Raw genomic sequence first — 25,838 nt, 5'->3', positions numbered from 1 at the left:
CAGGACTCGACCAAGACTGATACGAAACCCTACAATCGACACCGCGCAACTCCCATCCCGCCGAATCGGTCACGATCCCGAAATCGGCGGTCACGTTCGCCGAAATACGCAATTTTTACCGACTCATCGCTGAAAGGCAGCGCCGCAAGACCGCCGCGAGCGACCTGGATCGCCTCCAGCATTTCTGGGAAGTGCTTAAGTTCTACCGCAATCCATGCCCCAACCATCAGAGTCGGGAAGAGTTTCGCGGAAACGTCTCCGGATTCGTCGCCTTCAATGAATAGGCTCGCCACCGCCGTCGTGAGGGCTGAGCGCGCCGCCCAAAGAAGGCCCGCGCTGCGATAAGCGATCGCGAGCAGAGTCATGGCTTCGATTGAATGCTGGGCGTACTCCTTCTTGCTCAGTCGCCGAGCGGCTTTGCCGAGGAGGCGGATCATCTCCATGTTTTCCTCGGGGATGGCGAGTTGCTTCGCGCGTGTTAGAAGGATCAGTGCGCCTTCGCCCTCGCTGGTTCGCTTGGCGACGAAGTCGGCAGCCTGATCGACTAGGTCGCGGTAGCCGCGATCCTTGCCGGCAATCTCCCCGAAGACCTGAACCGTCCTAACCAAGCGCGACGCATCGAACTCACCCAGACCTTCCGCCTTGACGAATATCTCTGAAAACTCCGGCCACAACGAGGACAGGTTAGCGTCGGCATCATTGAGCATCGCCTCATTGACTCTCACGATCAGCAACGACGTGCGCGCCTGAATTGCGTTGTTCGGTCGTTCAGCTTCATTGGCCAGCAGCTCAAGTCGCGCCTTCAACCGGGCAACGCGCGCATCCAGTTGTGTCTTGTCCGGCGCCCAGCCGTTTCGGAAGACGGCGTTAAAAAGAAGCTGCGCGAGATTGCACAGAAACTCCAAGTTCTGGGCGTTGTCGTCGTCGATGACTTTGGCTTCAAACTGGTCGTATCCGGCAACCACGGCCGCGATGTCATCGAACCACCAGAACGCGGTCCACAGCAATTCATATCGAGCCTCCAGCTTCTGGCGCCGGGTACCCCCGTCGTCGGCGAGCCGAACGGCCCTGAGGAAGCGGCCATCGACGTCTGTCCGCGGCATTCCGAGGCTGCGGGAGAGCTTGGCAGCAACTAAGGCCTCCGTCGCGCGATGCATGTCCATGCCTTCGAAGGCCGTCGGATCCTCCAGTTCGCGTTCGATGTCGGCAAGCTGTTGCTTTCGGGAGTAGTCCTCCGTCCCGAGCTCGTTCTCGGTCGTTTCCTCGCCGATGCCCAGATAGTTGAACGCCAGGTCTCTGCGGTCTTTGGCAATGACTTCATCAATGATCCACGCCCGATCCAGGATCGTGACCGGAACCCCGTGTTCGCGCGAAAGTTCGTCTTCGACGCGCGCCCGGTCCTTGGCGCGCGCCGCGCGCGAGGTGACGAAGAATATCTTCTGGTAGCCGCGCCCGGTAGCGACGATCCCCCCAGCGTCGGAGCGAACCTTGTCCGCCCATCTCTGCATGGCACTGAACGCGAACGCCCAGCGCTCTCGGCCGCCATTAGCTTGGCCGACGACGATTTGAAGCTTGCCAACCTCATCGGCGACCGGGATGGTTTCCGTGTCGGCCTTGCTGTCACCGCCACCCTCGGGGCCGGTAGCAGGCCGCAGATTCGGACAGATCGTTCGCTCGCATAGCTTGCGGCAAAAAATCTCGAAGTCGTGCATCTGGTTGCGCTCGGTGATCGTGTCGAGGTGGTGCGACAGGATCTCGGCTTTCAGACGGTGTTCCGTCTTGGGAACGGAGTCCGAGTAGAGCTCCGGCCGCAACTGGCGCATGTATTCCGACGGCTTCGGTCCCTCTCCAAACGGCTTCTTGTACATACCCCGTGCATCCTTCCCAGTTTCTGCCTGTCTACACCTGCAGGCCAGGTCTCTGCGGAGGCATCGTAACTGAGGACGGCGAACGATGGCCTATTCGCCTTATCCGGTCCAACGAAACGGGCCGCACAATGTTCGCGCAGGTGCCAGCGTTGAATGATGCTCAAGATGGCCACGTCGATCACTCCGAACTCCTGCGCGTCGCCGAGCAGGACAGTGTTCTATACGTGGGTCAACATTCGATGCAAATTACAGGTCCTAGTGGGTCAAGATCGGACGCAACTCAGCAGTAACGGCACTCTTGGTACCGCAGGCAATCTATGGCCTGTTCCGATCACCGTAGTTCTTGGCTTCGAAAAAAATTCTTATTCATCTTTCCCTTGCCGTAGCGATGACTGGATCATTACATGCCAGTCAGTTTGTTCACAATTCTAAGGAGAATAATGGAGTTCTGACATCGCATGCTGAGATGTCCAGCACAGCGTACTTCGAGCCGTCACGGTGCAGCGACATCTGGGAGGCAGTTCTTTCCCGGTAAGACGTATTGCAATCTTTGGCACTGTGCCCGCGCGGACGGTCTCAATAACTTTCAGTTTGTATAGTGCGCATCGACCGCGTCGAAATTCCTCTCGCGAGAGGCCGGTACGAGCGATGATTCCCTCCCTTTGATAAATTACTTTAGGGACCATCGCAGCCCGAATTATCTCGGCTGCCTCTCTCGTTTTCATCAACTTGTCGCAGTATCTGAAGGGCATTGACCATACGTAGCCTTCTTCACACTTCCGTCCAAGAGCGGCTCGATGGCGCTTGCTAAGGAGAGCGGTAACATCTGTGGAATTATTTTGGAAACATGGGAAGCAGCTGTCCCCAAGGGATAGGCGCTGACCTGACATTGCCGAAAGATGTTCGTGGAGCTTAATCTTTGCTTTTCTAGTTGCAATATCGTTATACCAATCGTCAGCTGTAGCTACCCCCGTCAGACGATATCTTCGTTCATTTTTTGTACCCCCTTGGGGCGCTTCTGTGGCGATGAGGTGGCGAAATCGAGCTAGTTGAATCGCTCTCTTGAGATCGTAAGTCGATAATCCGGAGCATTGCTTAATTTCTAGGTAGCTTAAATCACCCTTGGATCCCTGAATGATCGAAATCAACTTATTCAGTATTTCTCGAGGTGAAAGTCTGGGTATGTTGACAAGTAATCCAGTATCTGCGTGCTCTATTCTAGTGCTTGCCGCGTACATCCACCGTGCCATCTCCTCAATGCTTGGTAGAAATCCTGCCATCGCTTCGCGAGTATTATACTTCCACCCCATTATGCAATTTTGAAGTTCAAGGGGGCAGCTAACTTCGCGTAGAACGTCTAAAAAATTATGGCGGAGCCTATGCGTAGGTTGATCAATATCTTGGGATAATAAGAACCATCGGAGAGTGGTGTAACAACGCCTTATTTTGGTTTCGTTGTAATAGCGTGGAAAAGCTTCGCGCTGACCAGGTAAGGCCGTCTTGCAGATTCTTCCGGCAGCCCAGACTGCCAGGCCGCAAAGAGGAAGAATTCGCCGACTGTTTTCCGTTTTTAGCCTACGCCAAGAGTGTGGCTGTATTATCAACACGGGAAGCGGACCATCCAGTTTGAAGTCATCGATGGCAGCCCCGCATATTTCCGAGGTTCTAGCTCCTGTGCAGATCAAAAGTGTGAGCAGCCATCGTATGTCGTCGTCCATTTCAAAACACTTGCGCAAAAGCTGAGCAATTCGATCTGCGGAAATGACATCGAACTGTTTCAGATCGTGTCTCAATTTTGGGACCACTGCTGCCAAGAATGGGTTTCGGATGGGGCAGCCTAATTTGCTGCCATAGAAACGAGTTGCAGTGCGCAAGACAAACAGATAGGACCGAACCGAATTCGTTTTCAGGCCGCGATCCAAGAGTCTTTCGATGAAAACGCGGGCATGCTTCGGTGTTATCGTAGATAGGCGACAATCTGGCCCATAAATTAGCTCACTGAACGCCAAGGTCCGCGTGATAAGCGCAATATAGCCTTTCGAGACTCTGTTGCATTTATATTCTCGGTAATGTTCTAAGATATTCCGCAGTGTTGGGGCGGCCGCGTCAAGACGGACTTCGTTGTGCGAGCGCGAAGTTTCTCGACGAAGTCGAAAATCCGAGAAAAAACCGTCTTTTTTTGCTTGGCGAGGGGAAATCTGATTCCTCTTATGAATCACGCCTTTCCTTCTATTCGAGTGCAAAGTCGCATCATGTCTTGGATAAATTTCCCGCCGAGCGGGCGACGATGATTTCTCCGAATCGTGAGGATAAGGCGTCGAGTGAGATTGCTGCTGTCGATTCGGAAGAGGAATCCCTGTAAGCTCATAATACGGAATGCAGGTGCCGGCCTTAAATATGGGCCTAATACATCCTGCTGACCGTGCGTGGTTGATACCTCGAGAAACGTCGTGCCGCCTTATTGAGGTATTTGTGGCAATTTCGCGTGCGCTGGGATAGGTGACTTTCGGGATTACTTCCATGACGATGCGCGCACACTCGAATGAGCTGATTTCGTTACCTCTTCGAGGCTTGGTCGGTGGCGTTTCGCCCAATACCAATAATTGGAGCCACGAATGGAGCGCTTTGGAGCGATATCCAGAACCATATGTGTGTTCGCTACCTCTCCGGGACCACCCGATTATCTGAGAACGAAGGTATTCGGGGCACCCATGTTTTCTCAATCGCTCGACAAATGTGCGCCTCAAATCTCCAATCCCGCCTTCTATGCTTCTTGTGCGTAACCAATAGCTGATTGTGCCCTGCAAATTTACGGAGAGCCTCCCGAAACGAAATAATCTTGGGAATGCGTAGACCTGCCCGGGGCTAGAGTTGGCGACGATTCTTTCGGCTGCCCAAAGAGCGCTTCCCACCAACGGAATTTCACGGCGATGATTGACCGACCTGAGTTCGCGCCACAAATGTGGCTGAATTATCAAGTGAGGTGGCTCGGAGGCAAGCCGGAAATCTGAAATTGCTAGCCCGGCAATTTCTCTATAGCGTGCACCGGTGTCAGAAATTACCGAAATTAACCATCTTGTATCATCGTCTTTGTGTCGACAAGCAGCTTGAATTCCAGCTAGCTCATCCAAGCCTAAGCTATTTCGCCGCATCCGATATGATCGGAACTCGGTCCGATGGCATCTCGCCATTGGGTTGTGGCGTAGCAGGCAGAATTCCTGGGTATAGCACCGTATTCCGGCTGAAATAATGTTTATTATTGCTAGCATGCCTCCACGTCGTAACCCATTTTGCGCCAAGTACTCTAGGAACCTGTCAACATCCGCCGGCTGAATTGTCGTAAAGCATACGTCTCCGAAGAAACGGATTGCCTTGTCATAAGCCTTTATTATTAAGTTGCGCGTGTTCTCCTGATGGATTTTCGCCTTCACGTCGAGATAAACGTTTCGTACGATCGAGAGTTTGAATGGGGGGTTCGACAAATTTTCATCTCGTATAGGGGTGCCGACCGAGGTTCGCGAGAAATTCTCCAAGGTTCGACAAGTCCTCGCTCGCTTCACATGTGCTCCTTTGTCATTTAACTAGCGACAGCATGGATTCACCCCAAACGCGCGTATTATTTCAGTGGGCTGTCATTTCCCGCGTGTTTCCCTTCGATGCGCTTGTTTCTCCCTTTGGGGCTCCAATGGAGGAAAGGAGAGATGAAATGAAATGTCAAGCGTCTGTCGGGCGGGATGGTTCGAAAAGAGGAGGGTTCTTCACCGGTTGAATCCACAACCAATAGCGGATCTGCTTTCAGTCGATTTTGTGCCCGCGCCTGAAACGTGGCATCCGCTAGCCTGTGGTAGTGCTCGGTGTCGATGGCTCCTTTCTGGTGGCGAAATGTACGTTGAGCGAGGGACGTTCCCCGCCGACTAGACACCTCGTCGCGTACCATATCCACCGAATAAGCGAGCGTATGAGCCGGTCCGCGTCTAGCATCGGCGGGTCAAATTTCACTTGATTGTCAGCGGCTAGCTCAAGGATAGAGCGGTATTGTGTGACGCTGTCCTCGATACCGATCGATTGAGAACGCATCCGTAGATGCAGCACACCTAATATCGGAACGTGAAATGCAGCTTCATTCCCACCAAAGCTCGTGCAGTGGATAGCGCAAATTCGGCCTCGTATGTCGAAGAGGGGGCCGCCACTATTTCCGCCATAGATTGGAACATCCGTCTGAATGCAGGGGAACGGCAGCATTACACGGTCGCGCATCTCATCGAAAATCTCTTCCACCCGACCGAAGCTTAAGCGGATCGCAAAGCGCACTGTCATTGGTGGATGCTGTTCGCTAAAGAGTTCTCCAGCGAATACATATGCGGTGAGACCTGAGACTTTCTCGTCCGCAATCTCTTGATCCGCAGAGATCACGGCGAAACTAAAGACGCGCTCGTCGACCCTAAGTTCGTCCAGCGACATGGCGACTGGTATCGTAGGGACATTGACTGTAGGCGGTGCAACTACGGTTTCAATCAGCGCAAGGTCAAACTTTGGATGCTTGTCCGATTTCCGGAAATTACGCACAACGATTCTTCGATCGGTCAGCGTTTGAACGGCGAAGATCGGTCCACGGTCAATACCGTTAGTTCCAATGTTTTCGTCAACCACGTGCCAAGCGGTAATCATGTGGCCAGAGTTTGTGACCCAAAATCCAGTACCAATCAGCTCCACCGTGCCGCCTTCCTCGTCGACTCTGAAGATTGGTACGATCGCAGATAGGAGATCGACCACTCTCCGTGTTCCAGGGTAGGGCTTGAAGTGCATTGCGAACTCTCAGCTAATAGTCGATTTGACATGATCTTGTCAGATCACCTTGGCGTTGCTGTCCAGATCGTCTACCACCAGCGGAGCCTCGCAGGCTAGAGTCTGTGAATGCTGTAGCTTAGTCCTTCGCAGGACTGCTCTCAGAAGACCTGGTCAAACGTCTCTGCGTGCAGTATCAGCCTTCGCTAGCTCTTGCAACTGCATTTGTACCAGTCGAAGTACGGCTTCTTGTTCTGCTTCTGTGTATTGCCGAAGGTATGTGTATGCCACCAATACAAGAGGATGGACCTTCAGCCCGCTCGCAATAGAGTCGATCTTGTCGAGCGTGGGGCTTTTCAGCCCCCGCTCCAAGGCACTGATATACGTTCGGCTGGAAACACCGTCAAGGGCCTCTTGAGGCATATTTTGGAGTTTTCTTAGTGCCCGAAGGGCGAGGCCGAAGTTCTCTCTCAGGGGGAAGCGAGTCATTTGGGAGGCCGGAGCGCAAATCCCAGAATCTCGTTCCTGTGAACACTATAGGGCTACAATCTATAGTGTTCATTTCATATGGAGAGGTTAGTGTTCTTAACGCTGGACTCATGGCGTCACCCCAATCCCTCAATTCAGGCGCTCGTGGCGCCTGCCGCAGCTTGGGAGCATGTTGGCATTGACGAGATCCGACCAAGCCTGCTTTTCGAGGTAAGGCATCTCCGAGGTTCCGAGGTTGTCGGTGTTGAGTGGCTTCTGTCGGCGTCAGTGGAAGCTTTAGTCGACTATCTTGCGTCCGCCCCAGAGCGCATCGGCACGGCATACGTCCTGGTGCCAAGTAGCCTGCATCCCAGCGGCCGCTGGTGTCTGGAGCAGCTGGCTGGGATCGAGGAGTGGTCTCAGGAGAATCACGCCGGACTAGAATGCCACTCAACCGCCGGTGGCCGATACTCATTCCCGCCGCGACCCGAGTCTTCCTTGACGCAAAGTCGGTGGAATCTCCCTAGCCGATGAGTGTCTTGAAGGCTCACTGGTGGCACCTCTCATGGTCGGGCGGCCGAACATCAAAGTAACCGCTCGCGGCTTTCTGCGTTTACCAAACGAAAGAATTTACGCCCAGTAAAATGCTCGGAGGCAATGTACTCTTTTGCGGCGACCCGCATGGCAACTTCGCCCCTTTGGTTGAAGGTGTCCATCGTCACCGACCGGATGCAGTGGTGCTTGCGGGCGACATTCAATCCAGGCGCCCGCTAGACGAGGAACTTGCCACCATCCTTCCTTTGACAGAGGTGTGGTGGATCCACGGTAATCACGACACAGACAGCGACGCGGATTTCGACAACTTGTTCGGCTCTGCTCTGGCCGACCGAAACTTGGATGGCCGCGTGGTTACGATCGCAGGGGTCCGCATCGCGGGGCTTGGGGGAGTTTTTCGGCGTCAAGTCTGGATGCCACCTGAAGCGCCGCGCTCTGCCAGTGAGGCTGAATATCTCTCCCGTTGCGGGCAGGGAAATCGCTGGCGGGGTGGCTTGCCGAGGAGGCACCGAAGCACGATCTTTCCGCGAACAGTTTCCTCTCTGATGGGCCAGCGAGCAGACGTATTAGTTAGTCACGAAGCCCCGGCGTGTCATCCACACGGTTTTGAACAAATTGATGCGCTGATTGATGCTATGCGGGTTAGCGTTGCTTTCCATGGTCATCACCACGAATCTGTTATTTATCCAGGTGATGGGTCCTGTCGTATTATTGGTTTAGGCGCCAACGCTCTCTCGACAATTGCGGGAGACTTCCTCAGCGGCGTCCCAGTTGACCAGGGCTAACTTCCAATAGCTCTGAGAGCCTTTCCGCGAGGACTTCTGTGTCTTCCGACAACGCCAGTGACGGCGGCATAGGACGCGAGGTCGAAGGCGGCGCGACCGGCAGTAGCCGACCCGTTGCTGTCATCCGTACCTCGTCAGCAGATGTCCGCTGGGCAGCCATGTGGTTGGCCAACACTGACACAGATTCTGGCTCGGCAGATCTGGCGCTCGGTTCGCTGGCTGAGAATGTTCAGCCTATCCTTTTGCCCGCAATAGCGGGGGGTTTCCGCTCGTACCGAACGGAACGTTGTCTTCAGCCTCGGTGGACCGGCCGCTTTGATCTGTTGTTGTATTGGAGCAGGTTGAATTCAACAGAGATGTTGTTCACACCCTCCAGCGGCACACGCTCCCCGAGAGCTGACGAGATCCAGGCAACGCCCGCTTTTCGGGTCTGGATGGTTTCGATCCAGTGAAGGCTCGCCGGCCGCGTTACGGTCGTTCGACACCACAATTGATTGAACCGCCGCGGCGAGGATACCGTCTGAACGACAGCCGGCAGCGACGCTTGCAATTCGCCATCCTGGAAGACGATCTCGTCGTACGTGAAGGTGACTGAGGCCATGCTGTCGTACAGGCTCTGAGACATAGAAGCATCTCGGCTTACGAAGACAGGACCGAAGCGGTGCTGCAGCAGACAGTTGACCAGCAGCATGAGCATATCGAACCGCAGCTGCATGGACTGACGCTCGCGGTCGTGCGGCGCATAGAACGTGTGGTCCATCTTGGCGTGGAAAGTTGGCAGCCGTCCATGCCTGTAGATGTCGTCGACGGTGTCGGGCCCGATAACGCCCGATGGCAGGCCGGGCAAGAGCGGGCCGGCGAGCGCGCGCTTCAACCAGTTCAACTCGCTCTCGCCGGCACCTTTCGGTGTAGCATCACTTGCTAGGCACTCCAGCGCCAAGTATGCGTTCCGAAAAGCGTCGAACAGGTCAGCCGACACGCTGGCCAAGCGGTAGAAGCGCAGGGCGGGATGGCGGGGCGGCGGAAGCTGCGATTTTGCGGGGACCGCAGTCGCAGCCCCTTCCGCGCTAATGTTAATCGCCCAAGGCGCGTCAGCCGTATCTACGAACACGAGTTCGTAGCCGCCGCCGTCTTCAACCCACACCAGATACGTGCAGTCGCCTTCGGCCGTTTGGAGCGTGGCCTGCTTTCGCGCCGCCAGCACGTCCAACGTCTCCTGTAACACACGCCAAGCTTCGTTCTTGGCATCCTCCTGGTTCAGTTGGCTGACCAGAGCGACGGTCGCGAACGGCGCGGCTTGGCGGATGATCACCAGGCCATCGGGAAAGCTCAGCGTCAAGGAGAGCTTTGCAGGTGCATCGAGCAGGAACGCAGCGCCGCTGCCGCCGGAGAGTATGGGAAATTCATTGTGCATGCGAGAGCCACCAAGAAGATGTATTCACGTGGTACTCGAACCGCCTGCGATTCAGCACCAAAAATCGCCCAGAAGTAACAACATCCGTCGTATCAGGAAGCATGCCATTTACCGCCGTACTTTGGAGGCGGGCGTCGGCGTTCAGCGCGGTAGCCAATAAGTTGAAGCCCTAGGCTGTACAGCGCTCGTGCGGGCACTAGTCCGATACCTCGGACGACCATAGTGGCAGTGCTTTCCAACCTTTGCGCCATGCAGAGGCCAACTCAAGGTTCTGAAACGGGCACTGCGAGATCGGGACGCCGTGCCTCGCCGCGTAACGTCCATGATCGTGCGCTGACTCTGGCGTAGCGGCCTGTTCGAGAGCCCATTGCCACGCTTTGTCGCAAGTCGCCTCGTCGAAGAAGCCGAAATGGCATTGTGCAACATCGACGGCCAGATAAGCAGCGAGCGCTTGATATGCCTCGGAGCGTTTCTTCGTGCTCGGCTTCCATAGCAAATCGAAAGGTGCCTTCGCTCTGTTCCGCGCGTTCCGAAGTGCTTTGTTGGCTAGAGTCCCGAGCGGAGTGGCGGTGTACGGATGCATGCCCACATATGCATCGCAGCGTGTGCATGCGTAGGACCACGGCCATTCTCCGTACGATGTGCCGTAGATCTCGCTGTTATTGACTATGCGGATCGGGCTGTTGCAGTACGCACATGCCTGCGGGGCAGGTACCTTATTTTTGACGCGGGCTACATGTGGGGGGCTTGGATCCCACGGAGTCTTGTCTGTTAGCGCCATGATCAATTTGACGGATCGCTTATTGCCCAGATCGGCAAATGGCTAGAAATAGGAGGAGTCTTCCGCTTCCCCGTCCTCGTCCTCGTCCTCGTCCTCGGATTCTTGGTCATCCTTGTCGAAACCGTCGATGTCTCCATCGAACGAGAAAATTACACCTTCGTAGCCGCCATCGCCTTCCTCGTAGTCAAGCCAGTTTTCCACATCGTCAAGGTCAAACAGAGCCTCAACCCCGGCAAGATTCTTCCGTGCCAACGCATCTTGTTTCGCCGTGAAGAGAGGCTTTAGAGTTGCAGATTGGTCGTAGAAATGTACGTTTAGTGCGAGGAGGCAATTGAAAGCTGCATCCGCAGCGATATGCGTGTTGGCGAAGCCACTCCATCCTCTAATTCCCGCCTCGTAGGCGAGCAGCCACAAGTCATCGTAGAGTGCGCTGGATTTTTCCTGTGCTTTCCAGAACGTATTCTTCGGTACCTTAGTCAGACTCCCAGTGCTATTGAGATCCATCAGAATCAGCGCGCATACCGAGCTGTGCATTTCTGCGACGAGATCGATATTTTCCTCAGAAAGATGAAGGCCGAGATCCTTTGCCATCCACAGGCACCAAGCCACCTCGCTGTGGTGGCCTAGAGGAGCATGATCTTCGATCAAAGCGTTGATGAAGCGACTGAGCCTTGCTTTGCTTAATGGATATCCCACGCTTTTGTAGGTCGAGAAGATCCTCGCAACTGTTTGCAGGGTATTCGGATATCCCATCGCGACTTGGCAAACATGAGCTTCGAAGCGATCCCAGTTGTTCTTTCGAACGATGACAGAAGACGATTTTTTGAGAGCATAGATCATGACGCTCTCATCAGCGTTTAATCGCGCAAGTTCTTTCGCTAATTCGAAGAAATGGCTAAAATCCGCCCCCTGTTTGGGGCCAGCTTTGGCGATCGAAAAGCTGCGGAGCCTGTGGCTCCAGAAATCATCCGTTATCTCAAGAACCGGTGATGTTTTGGTTTTCTCAAAATTGACTTGAAGCTCAAATTCTTTCAGCGAGCGGATGAGCGCCGCGAGTGCCGATTCAGCTTCGCGGGCCGTGGCAAAAAACATGAAGTAGTCATCGACATATCGGAAACCTGCAGGCAGGCCTTTCAAACGCTTCTTCAACTCCATATCCACTGCTGTGGCGATGGCTTCAGCGATAATGTGCGATGTGTCCGGTCCAATCGGCAGGCCGAATGTCTGTTCGTCCTGCGCCTGACGAAGTGCAAGGTCCAGAAGATTACCAAAGAATTTTGGTGTTGCCTTCCGATTTTTCTTTGCCGCGGCCTTACCGTGAAGGGCCCACGGAACGGAATGGGTGTAAATGGTCGGGAAAAATCTCGAAATGTCCGTGCGAAGCATATACCTAAACCCCGCGGATTCCAGGACCTTGCGATTGTAGAGAAACTGCATCGAAGGTATGTTTGCTCCTCGAGATCCATTGCGCAAGAATCTCGGGCGGCTTGCCGATAGTCTGGACTGCCGGTAGTGCTTTAGCAACTCGCCCCAATTTTCGGCAATGTGCTTCGACAAATAAGTCTGTGCGACGGGATTCGTCAGGCTCGTGACGCGCCGCTGGTGACCGGCCCGGGCGACGCTAAAGAGCTCTGCCCGAGCCCCTGGTGCTTTTGGAATTTTGGGACCTGTCTTGGGGGTTGCCTGCAGCGCAAGCCATTGCGTATAAAGAGCCGCATGATTTCTTGCCAAATCGTCCGTTGTGAATGATGGAGGTAGTTGAGAGGGGAAATAGCCTCGCTCAAGAAGTCGTTCGGTGCGGTCCATTGTTTTTCCTTCAAGCCGCGACCTCCCACTCTGGATTCGACGCAGCGTTTCAAGTTGTTCGCCCGGAAACGTGTCACGATACCGCGGTGCCGCGGTCCTTACACTACCCCGCTAGCGGGGGCAGCCGCCGTCGAACGTGTCGATATTGCGCCGGGTGAATGCGAGCCTATGAGCGGTGCGTTACGGAATCCAGTAAGGCAAAGCAGACGTGCCCGCTTTGTCAATAACGATCGCTACACTTTGTTCTGCACGGGTCACCGCCACGTAGAAACTTGCCGCGGGTACTGGCTCGAGGATTGAACCCTTACGCAAGAAGTCAGAAATTCCTGCCGTAGGAACGATGAGTACACGCGTATATGTGGAACCCTTCGCAACCTTAAAGTTCATGAATTCGAGATTGAATTCTTTGCCAGAGGCTGCCATGCTTCGCAGGCATTGTGGTGCGAATCGTTCCACGTAATCCCCTACATGCTTCTTCATAAGGAGAAATACGCCGTCGTGGTCCGTCGTTACTTCGTTGCGGGATATCGTGGACGGAAATATCCAGCTCGGATCGAAGATCGTGTCTGAAAATTCCGCGATCTTCGGGTGGCACCGCCAAGTCTCCACACTTTCGCTGATGGTCAACTTCCCGAGTTGCTCTCTCTCCCGGAACCAATTGACCGCTTCTGCATAGGCATATCGCTTATTTTTGATGGCGCGCGGATTCGTTGCCAGAACGGATTGCCGGATATCACCGACCATCCGGATATGAATAGACGAATGCAATAGGGCGTCGACGATCTCCCAGTCATGGGCGCTCAGGTCTTGCACCTCGTCAATCAGTATCTCGTCGTATAAGCTCTCCAACCGTTTCAGTAGGGCACTGTTGCTGACCTCTATTAGTTCGTTGGCAAGCCGTCCGAGTTCGCACGCGTAGGCAGCACCGTTGCGGTCGAGGAATCGCGAGAGGCCCGTCGCATACCTGTCCGGTCGCCCCTCAAAACTGAAGCCGAGAACCCGTTTTCCGGGAAACTTGAATGGGAGAAATGGCTTCGCAAAATGCCGTAGCAAGAAGGTGAACCACCCCATGACTTCGATGCCCAAGTGATCGCCCGCTCGCTGTCCTAATCGGCGCCGAAGTTCTTCCTGATTCGCCTGGGTGAAGGTTAGGACGAGGGCGCGGCGCTCCGAGGGAAGCTCCGCGCAATGATCGACGATACCTTGGGTCTTGCGCGAACCTGCAACAGCCAGGGTGAGCAGGTTAGCCATGGATGAAGGCGGCGGCGTTGCGCATGTAGTCGGGAGGCGCAAGCTGGCACGTGGCGTTCGCAATTCGGAACGCCGTCTCGGTCTTCTCCCGGCTCATCCATTTGTGGAGATCCGCGGTCGCGGTGATGCCGAGCAAGCCGCGCAGTGTCGCCTCGCCATTGTGGTGGACGATTTGAGGTTCTAGGGTGTGGCCGTGCGCCACCTGTCCGATGAATAGCTCGCGCCTGCCAGAACAGAGCCACTTCTCAATGGCGGTTCGAAGTTCGGCGGGGTCCGTCCCATCGTTGTCGCGCATGGCAGCCACCGGCTTGTCCAACGCGGCGCAAAATTCAAGGCAGCGCCCCAGGGATAGTCCCCGCATGCTTATTACGTCGATGCCCAGCTCCATCGGGCGCTTCCCGAACAGGTCCTTGAAGAATCGTTCAAAAACAATCTCGTCGGAAGGTCCTTCTACGAGGACGATCTTCTTCGCTAGGGCCATGCGCAGTGTGTCGTATCCAGGCAAGCGTTGGAAGTACGAGACGGTCTCGGGATCCAGCGACGTAATTTTCGAAGCTCTTCCGTTCGCCAGAAGCAGGATAGCGTCCAGACCGAGGCGATTCAGCACGAAGGTGCTGTGCGTAGTGATAAAGAGTTGCTGATGATCGCCGGTGAGCGACTCGATCCGCGAGAGAAGCGTGGTCAGGCTGGTATGGGAAAGGTGATTCTCTGGCTCCTCGATCATAACGAACGCTGCGTGACCGGCATTCCGATTCAGGGCGAGAGAAATCTTGATTGCGGCCTGCTGGCCCTGCCCGGACATCGAGAACGGTACATCGTTGACATGTGGGGTCACCGCGCCGTCCCAAGCGGTCCGTGCGCTTTGATCCATGGCCAGCGAGATCGGCTGATCATGCAGAGATGCGTGAATCGTGCCAATGCGCTTATTGATCGCGTTCAGTGCCGTGGTCGACATGGTTTCCTTCAGCTCGCGATAGGCTAGGGACACGGCGGCACGCTCCGGCGGGTCGAGATGGTCGCCGAGGATTTGCCGCAGGTGATAGTCAACGCCGCTGGAGGAACGAACGGTTCGCGAGTCGATAATGGCCGCGGCCAATTGCCGGGGGCGATTGGTGATGCGCTCGTCAGCGAAGGAGCGCCAGTCAACATGGTAGAACTCGACCGGGAGAAGTGCGGAAGGCTTGCTCATCCACCGAGCTAGCTCGTCCGCATAGTCGGGATCCGGCATGATCCGCAGCGACAGGCCCGGGCAGGCCAGGGTCGGCACTTCGGTATTGATGGCGCCGCAGAGTCTTTGCAGCTCAGGCTTATCTTCGAGGTACAGCTCGATATGGATCTCGGGAAACCGAGGCCGTTCACCGCGCTGGATTTTGGCGACAAATTCGGCCACCAATCCGGCGTTGAACCAGTGTGGGTTTAGCTCTTCGCTCGCGCTGCGACCACCGATGCGACCGGTGAGTGCAAGTGCGATGGCTTCCATCAGCGTGGACTTGCCGGCTTCGTTGCCTCCGACGATCAGGTTGAGTTTTGCATTAGGCGACAGCGTGAAGTCAGTGTAGATGCGGTATCCACGGATCTTGATCTTGGTAATCAACCGACACCCCGCCTCGAAGTTTGTCTGGAGCGGATTATATGGCACATGTCTGCCGGCTTGATCGTACGTTGCATGGGCACCTTCGGCCCGCTTCAAGAAGCCGGCCAATGCCGATCCGGAGCCGGGCGCATTCGATTCCGCCCGAATTGACTGCAAGATAACCCGGCTTATTTGGTATCGTAGAAACGCCGACGCCCGAGGCCGACCTCGCATTGCTGTCGCCGCCGACCCCCTTCGCCGTGCACGATTCTTCACTGTGCGGAGGGCGCCATGCCGCCGGATACCTTTCTCGAACTTGCGGCCGGCCACGCTGCCGCCGGTGGCCCGTGCGTGAGCGTCGCGCCCGGGCGCGCGATCACGCGGCGGCGCCTGCACCGCGGCCACTTTGCGTTCCTGCGCGCCGTCGTCGAGGGACTCGCGCCGCAGGCGGTGTGGGAGCGCTACCTGCCCGAGGCGGGCGATTATGCCGACACGCCGCGCGTGCATCGCGTGACCGGTTGGATCCGCACGGAACTGGCGGCGGCAGCGGCGCGCGGCGGCGACTTCGCGCAGGCACGTCTGCTGCGTCTCGATCTCGCGCCGCGGGTCGTGGTGCCGTTGCCGACGCTCGCGGCCTTTGCCGACACGCAGGGCCTGACGGATTGCGGCGAAGCCGAGCAATTGGCGGCCTATGAGGCGGCGTTCGGCATGGCGCTCGCGTGCCAGCGGCGCCGCACCGCGCTGCTGCACCGGCAACTGGCAGCCATCCACACACTGGAAGCCCGCATCGCGATGCCGCCGCGGCCGGCCGACGGGGTCGAGGCGTGGCTGATCGCCTCGCTGGCCGCACGGCTGATCGCCGCAGATGTGCCCACCTTGGGCGCGCTGCACGCGCGCATGGCGCTGAGCCGTGCCTGGTGGCGGCAGTTGCGCGGCATCGGCATCATCAAGGCGCGCGCACTCGGGCAGTTCGTCGCCACGCACGCCGACACCCTTGGGGCGCTGCCTGACAGCGCCCAGACCGACCTGTCGGGTGAGCGGTGCAGCGCGCTGATGCCGTTGGAGCATTTGGTCGTGCCGGTTGAGCTGAGTGGCGCGGCGGGGCGGTTTCGGGCTCCGCACGAGCGATGTCTGCTCGCGGCGGACGACGACCGGGCGGCCATCCTCGCCTGGCTGGCGGCACGGGGCCGTGCCGCGCGTGCTGCCGCGCCAGCAACCCTCACGCAACGTGCCTACCGTAAGGAAGCTGAGCGCATGCTGCTATGGGCGGTGCTGTGGCGCCGACGCGCGCTGTCCTCACTCACAGTCGAGGATTGCGTGGCCTACCGGGATTTCCTGTTGGCCCCCGATCCCACCTGGTGCGGGGGGATTGGACAACCCCGCTGGTCAAGCCGGTGGCGCCCGTTCGCCGGCCCGCTGTCGCCGCGCTCATGTGCCTATGCGATCGGGGTGCTGGGCAACCTGTTCGGCTTTCTGGTCGACCAGGGCTACCTACTCGGCAATCCCTGGCGCGCGGTTGTGGCGCCCTGCGAGGTGGCACGCGGGCCCGATGCCGGCCGCGGCTTCACCACGCAGCAGTGGCGGGGGCTACGGCAAGCGCTCGCGCAACTGCCACCGGGCCTGGCTTCGCTGCGCCTGCAACTGGCGTTGCCGCTGCTGCACGACACGGGGCTGCGCCTGGCCGAACTCATGGCGGCGACGACCGCCGATCTACGCAGGACGAGCCTGCCGCAGGCGGACGGGGCGCCCCTCGAGGGCTGGTGGCTGATGGTGCGTGGCAAGGGCGGCAAGGTGCGCGAGGTCCCCGTCCCCGCGGTGCTGGTCGATTGCCTGGTGGCGTATCTCGCGGCCCGCGGTTGCGCCGGCGTGCTGCAGGCGGGCGAGGCGGTGCCGCTGCTCGGCCCGGCCCACCTGCGGCCAGCGCCGAGTCCCGGCGAAACGGCGTTGGTGTCGGGGCGCACCGGAGTATCGGGAAATGCGTTTCACCGGCAGCTCAAGCGCTTCCTCGCGCGGTGCGCAGAGCGACTCGAGGGGGACGATCCTGCCGCGGCGCGTCGAATGCGCGCGGCCAGCGCCCACTGGCTCCGCCACACGCACGTCTCGCACGCCCTCGCTGCGGGGGTGCCAATCGAGGTGGTCCAGCAGAACGTCGGGCATGCCTCGCTGGATACTACGACGCGCTACGTGCACACCGAATGCGCGCGCCGCCTGCAGGCCATGCAGCGGCTCTGGCAGATCGACTCCGCATGAGCTATCGCATCGGTGTCATCCGCCTTCGGGCGCGCAGCGTCGCGATGGCCCGAGTTGCCAAGGGCCGGCGTCTTCATGACGCATGGGAAAATGATCCGAAAATCCCCATCTATATATTTCGGAGTATTGGTAAATATCGAAAGATAATCGATGCGGCCGTGCGCCGGTTGCATCGCAGCGAGGGCGAAAATATTTAAAAATTCCGCCAACCCCAGTCTGCAGGCGGCTAGTGAATAATCGCTGGCGATTTGAACACACGCGCATTGCGGACTATGCTGGACCGGAATGGTGTGCCAATGAAAAAAACCGCACCGGCCAGCTGGAACTGGCGGGTACGGTTTTCATTCGGTGCAGTGCGCGTAGCGGGAAAATCCCTATACGGCCCAATGTCCAAAGCGGGTGCCTAGCAGCCTCAGTATTGGACAGGGGTGGCGTTAGGTCAAGGAGGGTGTTGTCCCGCGACGTGCAATGTGATGAAAACTTTCCTTCGTGGGGGGAATCATGCGCATTGTGCCCAGTCCGCATGCCCGTCAGCCAGGCATGTCTATCAAGCATGTGAAGTCGTCGACGGGGACCGGTAGTTTTCTTGTGCAGGCCCTGCCGCCCGCGCCGGCTTCGCTTGCGAAGTTCGTCGATCGACTCAGTCGTGCGCACTGCTTGGCCCCCGATCCTGCACAACCCGTGGCGCGGACGCGGCGCCTTGGCATTGAACTGGCCTTGCGGGCCGTTTTCCTGCCGACTGGCGCAGACGTGGAAATTGCACTGCATCTGTTAGACGAAATCGAAGCGCAGACGCAAGCCAAAGGCAATTGCTTGGTGCAGGTCAATCAGCATCGCACACGCGCCGTCTACTGCGCACAATTCGACAGCGCGGCGTTGCTCACGCAGATCAATGCGGCGCCGGACCGCCGCATCTGGGTCGTGAGCGCACCGCAAAGCATGCAGGCGGACAAGTTGGTGTACGCGCTGCGCTCCCTGTTGGGGCCGGTTCTTCAGCACGATAGCGTGCTGGAGTACGACCGCGGCGGTTGCCCGATCGAAACGCCCGTGCGGATTCTTCAGGTGCCGCTGCTCATCGTACGCATGCCCAGCCGGCCGACGGAGCGCGCTTTCTACTTTGCCATCCTCGGTGCCATTGACGCGGTGCTGGGCTCCTCGCTACTGGAACTGGAGAGCAAGGGCCTTCGGCGGAAGGAATCGTATCTCGAGCATGCTCTGCAACTGCTGGCCCAGTTGCATACTGGGGCCCTTGCAGTCGTTGGGCTGAACTCGCATCATGCGACGGTTTGGCACTTCCCGGAATTTGCCGCAGCCGTGGCCCGCATCGCTGAGGCAGGCATCGTCGTCGCCCTGTTCACAACTGGCGCGCTGCAGCAGGGAGCCATTGGGACCATGCTTCGGCACCTGACCCCGCAGGCCACGCTCGAGGTGGCAGGCTACGACCGGCAGGATCATCGGGCGTTGGCCGAGCGCTACTGGGCGGTTCTGGATCGAACAGAGGCACTCCCTGCACAACTCGAGATGCTGGTCTCGAAGGCCCATGGGCAGAGGCTGTTTCTGCAACTGCTGTTCAGCGAGCTCAATCGCCGCTTGCACGATCCGCGGTACCGGGGAAGGCATCCGAGTACAGTCGTCGACGAGTCATTGGTGACGACAGCGTGGCGCGGAGTGATCCAGTACCTCGCCCTATGGAATCGCCCGGATTTCGAGGCGAGTGAGGTCACTGCCGCGCTACGCGACTGGTTGCCACTGGATATCAAGGTCAAGCCTGCGCTCGCACGGACGCACAGCCGTGGAGCCCGTCATGCCGTCTGATCTGCTAGCCCTGACGCCGCGCCTGCCTTGGGAATCGGCGGCGAGCCTCGCCGATAGCCTTTTCGGCGAGCGTCCGTCACGTCAAAGAGCGTGGATGGCGTGCGGGACGGTGAGCTGGCCTCTCCAGGCCGTGGCCGCCTATGGCAATGGTTACTATGGCGACGTGCAGACGCTTCTGAAGGAGCGCTCACTCGTCGGGTACTGTCTGATTGGATTGCCGCCCCGCCTGCGTCGGGCGCTATGTGAGCGAGCGATCACGGGGGCCTGGGCGCTGCGCGACCAGGCCATGAGCCATGGCTTTCTATGGCGCCCCGTCAAAATCTGCCCCGCCTGTGCCGTCCAGTCGTGGCACGACTTGGGCATCATGGGCTGGCTTTGGCCCCATCAGGCTCCATTGGTCGAAGCGTGCTGGCGACACGGTCTGCTCCTGTCGCAGCGGCAAGCGCAGGTGGTGCCTGGTGTCTTGCCACCGGCGCGCGACGCAACGCCCGACCAGGTGGCCTTCGCCCGCAACGCCGTCGCGGTCTGTGCGATGGGCATGGACATCGCAAACGCCACGCCACAGTGGGTGCAAGCCTTTCGTGATGCAGGCTACCTCAATGGCCGTGCCACGTTTCGTACTCGCTTGTTCACACAGCACTATCGCGAGTTCGGGATTGCCCATTTTGCAAACCCGACGTTTCGGGAGGTCTGCACGAGTCCGGGGGCGGCGACCCAGATTGCCCATTTTGTAGAGGCCGCTGCGCGCGGCGCGCGCGCCGGACTGGCGATCAACCCGGTGTACCTGGTCGCCGTGCAGGGATTCTTCCAGACGCTTGAGAAGGCCGCCGTCCGTAGGAACCAGGCGGGACGCCTCTCAAGAATTCCCCGATGGTGTTGCTGGACCATCGAGCCGGACGTGGGGACCTGGGACGGCGGTCAGTCCGCTCTTGCAGACCTGGTGGCCAGGGGGTGCTCGCCCCGGGAAGTGGCAAACCGGTGCGGCATTTCCCTGGTGGCGGCGAGAAGCCGGCTTTATCGAGAGCCAGCCAGGTACTACCGCAAGGCGAGATGGCGCTTCCTCAGACGTTCGGCACGTGAGACGTTTCTGCGGCTTGCGGAGGCCCATCCGGTCGCGACCGCGAACTTCCTCGGAAAGCAGGAGCCCAACCTGTGCAAATGGCTGGCGAAGGAAGATCCCGCCTGGTGGCAGCGGCAACTGCACCGGCTTGAGGTTGCCCGCGCGGCCGCCGATGCTAGATGCCGGGAAGCGCGCGGCCACATTGCCGCATCGGGCGAGCGGCCGCAGGATGCGCGCGCCAGGCCTGCCAAGCCGACCGACCGTGAGCGGCGGCGGTCGTCGGTCGACTCCGAGGTCGCCAAGATCCGCTACGCGCTAGTGTTGGTCCGATCCAGGCGCCTCGCGCGGCGAAATGGCGAGACATCATGATGACCGTCACTACGAAGGCACTGATCGGCCCGGCGTCGGACCAGTTTCGCGGCGCCACCGGTGAGGGCCTGCAGGCAAGCCGTCAATCCGTGTTGCAGGCGGTTGGCGCCTTGACGCCGAGAGATAGGTTCGAGGCGGCGAGCAGCATTGCGGACTCGCTGTTTGGTACGGCGCCGCGCGTCAGGTTGGGCGGGCGCACCGCCCGATCCGAAATCGCCTACGATACGGTATCCTGGCCTCTGGCGCTGCTCAGTGCGTGTGGCGACGGATATTACGGCAGCAGCGAGCAACTGCTCGCGCGGACTCTGGTTCCCTACTGCCAATATCAATACATGCCACCTGGTCGGGAGGCACTGCGCCGGCGTGCTATCCACGGCGAGGCGCGCTTCCGCTCCCCGCCATGGGCGCCTTGGATGGTGAGGAACCCGCCGGGCCGAAAAACATGCCCGGTCTGTGCGGCGCAAAGCTGGCAAACCTTGGGCATCGATGCCCTCGTCTGGCCACACATGGCCCCCATGGTGCGAGCATGCTGGCGGCATGGCGTGCAGTTGCGCACGAACGTGGCAGCGCGCGGCCCCGATGAGCATCAATGGGTGCCACAGCCGGCATCGGTGCGGGCGATTGCCTTCGCCAAGGACACGGTAACCATCTGCGAGCTGGGACGCTCCGTCGAGGGCGCCAGCCATGCGTTCGCCGCGCAACTGACGGAGTGCGGCCTGCGACGACCGGACGGAACGTTTCGTACCGCCGCGTTCGCGCGACACTATGCCGCCTACGCTGATGCTTACATTGAGGATCTGGCCCTGTGTCGCGCGTTAGGGCGGCCACGGACCGCCAGTGCTGTCCTGCACTGGATTCGCCAAGGCGGCGACGAGACCTTGCATCCCGTGCTTCTTGTCGTACTCCTTGGCTTTCTCCGCGCTGCCGGTGACTCCACGCTCGCGATATTTTCGACGGTTGCCAGACGGCAGAAGGCGCCGCCGGTCGCGCACAAGAGTTGGTCCGCACAAGGCAAATCGGACAGGTTGCCGGTGGATGGCAGGGAGCGCTACGGCCTTACAGACGTGCCGATGCTGCTGCATGCCGGGTGCTCCTGCAAGCAGGCAGCGCGGCTTTGCCACGTCAACGCGTCGACGGTGTACCGCCTCGTTGCGCGACTTGCGCTTTGGGGTGTTGTGGCAACACAGCGGCATGCCCGTCTGCGTGTGCGGGCGCGGCAAATCTGGCAAGCCCTACGTGCGAAATATCCGCAGGCATCGCCCAATGCGCTGCGCAAGCGCGAACCGCAGGCGTATGCCTGGTTGTGGCGTCACGACCAAGAATGGTTGATGGCGCAGCCCCGCTCGTACTGTCCCGCGCGCGGCTGGCACCGTTCGGTGTTACCCACGCCGGGCAGCCCCGCCGCCGCGTTGGCCCGCGTGCGTAGTGCGATCCGGGACATGGAGGCTCGCGCGGAGGGCCCGCCCTATTCGCGCGCCGAGCTGTGCCGCAGGATTGGCATCTCCCAGCATGTCCTGAAGACCTGGGAATACGCCTCGACGCGCATTGCACGGGCGATCCAACGGGCAAACAAGACTAGGTCGCCAATCCGTCCAGCTCGTTGGCGCCCAAGTCATTCCGCATGAATCGGAGTCATCATGATCCTGACCTACCGCTCACTCCCCAGTGTGTGCGTGTGCCATCCTTTACTGCGATTACCGGCGCGGGATCGCTTTGGTGTCGTCATGGGGGGCGAGTATCGGCACGATCTGTTTGCACCGCTTCATCGGCGTCGATATTGCTGCGCAGGAAAAACCCAAGACTTGAAGGGGGGCCAGCCGTTCGTGTTTCTTGGTAGGAAGCTGCTCGCCCTCGATTTCCTGCTCAAAATGAACCCTTACATCCTTGAGACGCGCTGCTTCTATCCGCTGATCCGACCCAGGCAGACCACAGCAGAGTGTCGCACTACGCCGCCGTGCGTGATCGTGGACCGCATGCTGACGGTGGTGCTCCGGGAGAATCCGCAGACCTATCATTTGCATGCCATGTTTCTGAGTCAGGCGAAGCTGGAGGCCGCGGCGCCAATGCTGGAGCAGGCCAGTGCGACAATGGAACGGATTCGCATGGAGCAGTTCTCCCAGATGGAGATCCACAACGCGGCGCAGTGCTACCAGTGGGTGCGCGGCAGTGACATCCGGGAGCTGGAGGCGGAGGCGGAAGACTTCGCGTATCAGTTATCGCGCAGCCACGCACAGGGCACGCTCGATGCGCGCCTGCGGAGACTGGCGCGCCAGCGGCATGCCGACTGCAATCATCTGTACCGACTGCTCGCCGCGGCACTGGCCTTCGGCCAACTCACCCTCGACGATGCGTTTGCACTAAGGCCGTCCTGTTCGCTCGTGTTGCGCAGTAGGGGAGACTGTTGTGATCGTTGAACCCTGTCCCTACGATGCGTTTGCGACTGTGGTGCGCGCCGAGTTTCGGCCAGGCCGGGTAGGCACCTATCGGTTTCTCCACTTCGACCGAAGACAGGGCGTGATGGCATTCTTCGATCTCGAGTATCGCGGGGTAGCCTTGGACAGGATGTTCGTCGTCAAGACCCTCAACGCGCTGGCCGCCCTGCCGGAAGACGCCGTGCGGGTGGTCTCCGACCCCTGTCTGCTAGCGGGGCCGAAGACGCCCTTGGCGCCGCGCGTGGAGAGGGATTGGGAGGCTCGCTGGCGAATCGTGCGGAGCATGGTCGACGCGGAATGGGCCGATGCGGATCTGTTGGCAGGGCATCAACTGTCCGATCTCTACACGGATGCGACGTGGCGATTGCAGATCGTGGCAGCCCAGCGCAGCCGGGTGGGTGCCCCCTATGGTGTTGTGGAGCGATGCCTGGCGAGTTTTCTGCGATTCGGCGCGACAAAGCGGGCACTGCTGCCTCAGACGCACCGGTGCGGCGCCCCTGGCGTTGCGAGGAGCACGTTCCCGCGAGCCAAGAAGCCAGGACGTCGAACAGCCGGGCAGCAACGGGGACAGCAACGCGCCGAACTCGGCAACCGGTTTTCACCGTTGCACCGCCAACGGCTTGCCGACGCGATCAATGCCGTGATTGAGCAGGACGGCCCCCACGCCATTTTCGCGCTACGCAACAACCGGGTGTTTCTTGACCACTTCTACGCCGATCACTGTTGGGAGCCAGATTCACGGAGCCCTGATGGCCGCCGTCCGATGGATCCGCGCAAGATCCCGTCGGAGCGGCAGGTGGTGTACCACAAGGACCGCATGATCGCGCAACGGCCGGAGATTTCTGCTGTGGCTGACGAGGTCTCGCGACTCGCCGGTGGTTATGCTTCAGACCTCACCTTGGATGTGCTCGATATTGCCGATCTGGACGGCGCACGCTTCCCGAATGTCCGTCTGGTGGTGGCCGATGACGCGTCCGATCATGTTCTCCGTAAGGCATGCGTCCATGCCGGCGAGGCTGTTCTCATTCTTGCGGTGGCGCGTGGCAGCGAGTGCTATGTAGGGTGGTACCTGACGGCCAAGGCGGAGAACGGCGACGCCTATCGATACTGCATTTACAACCTTCTGATGGACAAGGCCGAGCGTCTCCGCACCCTCGGCTTGGACCCAGCAGCCTATCCGGGAATCGTTTCCGGTGCCGTGGATGTGGTCTATGTCGACAGAGGGCCGGGCGCGTCGCGGAAGGTCATGGAGTGGTCGGCCACCGGCATCAAACTCGATCCATGGCTGGCCCGCGCCGGGGCGCCACAAGACAAGGGATCGGTCGAGGGCGGTGTAGGGAGAATCAAGGCGAATCTGGAGGGCATGGTCCTCAACCGGGCGGCCAGCCGCGCATGCAGGTATGCAGAGAAGGTGCGTCGGCTGGTGATCAATTCCCTGCAAGCGTACGCGGCGAGCGTTGTCACGCTGCAGACGATCGCGACGGGGAGAGCCCGTCGCAAGGGTAAGATACCGCGCGTAATTTATGCGACGCCAAAGGCATTGGAGAGACTGATCATCATGGCCATGAATGCCGCCAACCTCAAGCGGCGCAGCTCACCGTTATGCCAGACCGAAGCCATGCGCCTCGCCGGCGTCGCGCCCAACGGGGCATCGATTTTTCGCTACCGTCAGTCTCTCCGGCGTGGCGACGCCGCCTATGGCAGACACGATGAAGATCTGCGCGCCTCTCTGCTGGAGCACCGCATCGTCACCGTGCGCAAGGGGCGCGTTCAGGTCGGGGCGCAATGGTATGGAAATCCGCCGAGCGAGGACATAGGTCGAAAAGGCGCGGACGAGTTGCTGGTGCATGTGCGCGAGCAGCTCAGTGCTCATCCGAGACAGAAGATCAAGATCACCGTCGTTCCGGAACCCTACGGCAACTATATATGGTGGGAACGTGGACCACACACATGGGAGTTGCTGGCCCCAGACGTCGCCTCGGCGAACCGTTGTCCGAAAGGTCGGGATCTGATCGAGCGGCTGGCTATGCAGGATGACTGGGCCTATGCAACGACATGCGAAAAGCAGAAGCAGGTTCGTGCCCGTGTTCACAGTGGCTTGACGACAGAGGCAAAGGAAGAGCTTCAATCCATCCGGACGGCACGGGATCAGTACTGGGTTGGCGAAAAAGGGCTAGTCGACAAGCAGGCCCGAGCAGGTTTGCAGAAGGCCGAAATCCGTGAGCGATTCGATGAGAACTGTGCGGGGGCAAGAATTCCGGAGCTTCCTGACAAGCCGACCGAGGAATGCGGTGCGCCCGCTCAACGGCATCGAGCCAGAACAATCAGCGGCGAGTCAAAATCCCTCGCTGAGATGCTGCGGGACGAGTCATCATCTCTTGCAAAGCGGTCGGTCGGAGTAAGCGCCACAAGGGGTAGTTGTCTCACCGGAAATATCGACGTGCCGAAGAAGTAATGGCTCCCCGCCACGTAGCCGGCGGAAAACTCTACGCACTTACGTTCGCTATTGCAGTCGCAACCGGGCGTGCGCATCGCGTACCCGTACTTGTGGCGCACCATGTCATTTATCGACTTTATTGCAAACTTCAAAGCTTGGAAGTGGAAGATGACATGGCGAAAAGGGAGC

General features: G+C 59.0%; 16 protein-coding genes. 8 read left to right on the top strand and 8 right to left on the bottom strand.

Features of this window, described 5'->3' with window-relative positions; genetic code table 11:
- Window positions 1–29: 29 nt before the first annotated feature.
- The 3 genes from LDO41_RS27000 to LDO41_RS26990 form a co-directional block, all read right to left on the bottom strand.
- Window positions 30–1,868, bottom strand: coding sequence for a hypothetical protein (locus tag LDO41_RS27000; RefSeq protein ID WP_223993928.1), 1,839 nt, complete (start codon window positions 1,866–1,868; stop codon window positions 30–32).
- 3,834 nt (window positions 1,869–5,702) lie between these two features.
- Complete coding sequence (locus tag LDO41_RS26995) at window positions 5,703–6,674, bottom strand: S1 family peptidase (protein ID WP_318036303.1); 972 nt, start codon at window positions 6,672–6,674, stop codon at window positions 5,703–5,705.
- A gap of 153 nt (window positions 6,675–6,827) precedes the next feature.
- Window positions 6,828–7,076 carry a helix-turn-helix domain-containing protein gene (locus LDO41_RS26990; RefSeq protein ID WP_253074808.1) on the bottom strand — a complete coding sequence of 83 codons (249 nt, stop codon included), beginning with the start codon at window positions 7,074–7,076 and terminating at the stop codon, window positions 6,828–6,830.
- Between the two features lie 689 nt (window positions 7,077–7,765).
- On the opposite strand from LDO41_RS26990, the gene LDO41_RS26985 reads away from it, so the two are divergent.
- Complete coding sequence (locus LDO41_RS26985) at window positions 7,766–8,461, top strand: metallophosphoesterase family protein (RefSeq protein ID WP_223993923.1); 696 nt, start codon at window positions 7,766–7,768, stop codon at window positions 8,459–8,461.
- Window positions 8,462–8,753: 292 nt separating this feature from the next.
- On the opposite strand, the gene LDO41_RS26980 is transcribed toward LDO41_RS26985, so the two are convergent.
- The 5 genes from LDO41_RS26980 to LDO41_RS26960 all read right to left on the bottom strand — a co-directional run bounded on the left by LDO41_RS26980 (window position 8,754) and on the right by LDO41_RS26960 (window position 15,307).
- Window positions 8,754–9,875, bottom strand: a complete 1,122-nt coding sequence (locus tag LDO41_RS26980) for a hypothetical protein (protein ID WP_223993921.1) — start codon at window positions 9,873–9,875, stop codon at window positions 8,754–8,756.
- A 196-nt stretch (window positions 9,876–10,071) separates the two neighbouring features.
- Window positions 10,072–10,656, bottom strand: coding sequence for a ribosome modulation factor (locus tag LDO41_RS26975; RefSeq protein WP_223993919.1), 585 nt, complete (start codon window positions 10,654–10,656; stop codon window positions 10,072–10,074).
- Window positions 10,657–10,698: 42 nt separating this feature from the next.
- On the bottom strand, window positions 10,699–12,462 hold the full coding sequence (locus LDO41_RS26970) for an RNA-directed DNA polymerase (RefSeq protein WP_223993917.1): 1,764 nt from the start codon (window positions 12,460–12,462) through the stop codon (window positions 10,699–10,701).
- A gap of 180 nt (window positions 12,463–12,642) precedes the next feature.
- Window positions 12,643–13,713, bottom strand: coding sequence for a UvrD-helicase domain-containing protein (locus tag LDO41_RS26965; RefSeq protein ID WP_223993915.1), 1,071 nt, complete (start codon window positions 13,711–13,713; stop codon window positions 12,643–12,645).
- Window positions 13,706–15,307: an ATP-dependent nuclease gene (locus LDO41_RS26960; RefSeq protein ID WP_223993913.1), complete on the bottom strand. Its 1,602-nt coding sequence runs from the start codon at window positions 15,305–15,307 to the stop codon at window positions 13,706–13,708. The genes LDO41_RS26965 and LDO41_RS26960 overlap by 8 nt, the downstream gene beginning before the upstream one ends.
- A 270-nt stretch (window positions 15,308–15,577) precedes the next feature.
- On the opposite strand from LDO41_RS26960, the gene LDO41_RS26955 reads away from it, so the two are divergent.
- The 7 genes from LDO41_RS26955 (at window position 15,578) to LDO41_RS26925 (ending at window position 25,667) form a co-directional block, all read left to right on the top strand.
- Window positions 15,578–17,536 (top strand): phage integrase family protein, encoded by a 1,959-nt coding sequence (locus LDO41_RS26955; RefSeq protein ID WP_223993911.1) that lies wholly within the window; start codon window positions 15,578–15,580, stop codon window positions 17,534–17,536.
- The gene (locus tag LDO41_RS26950; RefSeq protein ID WP_223993909.1) at window positions 17,533–17,733 is read left to right on the top strand and encodes a hypothetical protein; all 201 of its coding nucleotides are present in this window, start codon (window positions 17,533–17,535) and stop codon (window positions 17,731–17,733) included. The genes LDO41_RS26955 and LDO41_RS26950 overlap by 4 nt, the downstream gene beginning before the upstream one ends.
- A gap of 343 nt (window positions 17,734–18,076) precedes the next feature.
- Entirely contained in the window at window positions 18,077–19,351 is a 1,275-nt protein-coding gene (locus LDO41_RS26945) for a TniB family NTP-binding protein (RefSeq protein WP_223993907.1), read from the top strand.
- Complete coding sequence (locus tag LDO41_RS26940) at window positions 19,341–20,780, top strand: hypothetical protein (RefSeq protein WP_223993905.1); 1,440 nt, start codon at window positions 19,341–19,343, stop codon at window positions 20,778–20,780. The genes LDO41_RS26945 and LDO41_RS26940 overlap by 11 nt, the downstream gene beginning before the upstream one ends.
- A complete protein-coding gene (locus tag LDO41_RS26935; RefSeq protein WP_223993903.1) occupies window positions 20,777–22,405 on the top strand; it encodes a TnsD family Tn7-like transposition protein in 1,629 nt (542 codons plus the stop codon). The genes LDO41_RS26940 and LDO41_RS26935 overlap by 4 nt, the downstream gene beginning before the upstream one ends.
- Before the next feature lie 12 nt (window positions 22,406–22,417).
- Window positions 22,418–23,194 carry a hypothetical protein gene (locus LDO41_RS26930; RefSeq protein WP_223993901.1) on the top strand — a complete coding sequence of 259 codons (777 nt, stop codon included), beginning with the start codon at window positions 22,418–22,420 and terminating at the stop codon, window positions 23,192–23,194.
- A complete protein-coding gene (locus tag LDO41_RS26925; RefSeq protein WP_223993899.1) occupies window positions 23,184–25,667 on the top strand; it encodes a hypothetical protein in 2,484 nt (827 codons plus the stop codon). The genes LDO41_RS26930 and LDO41_RS26925 overlap by 11 nt, the downstream gene beginning before the upstream one ends.
- Window positions 25,668–25,838 lie beyond the last annotated feature (171 nt).

Source organism: Cupriavidus pampae (assembly GCF_914271485.1).
GTDB lineage: Bacteria > Pseudomonadota > Gammaproteobacteria > Burkholderiales > Burkholderiaceae > Cupriavidus > Cupriavidus pampae.
This window is presented reverse-complemented; position numbering and strand designations above follow the sequence as displayed.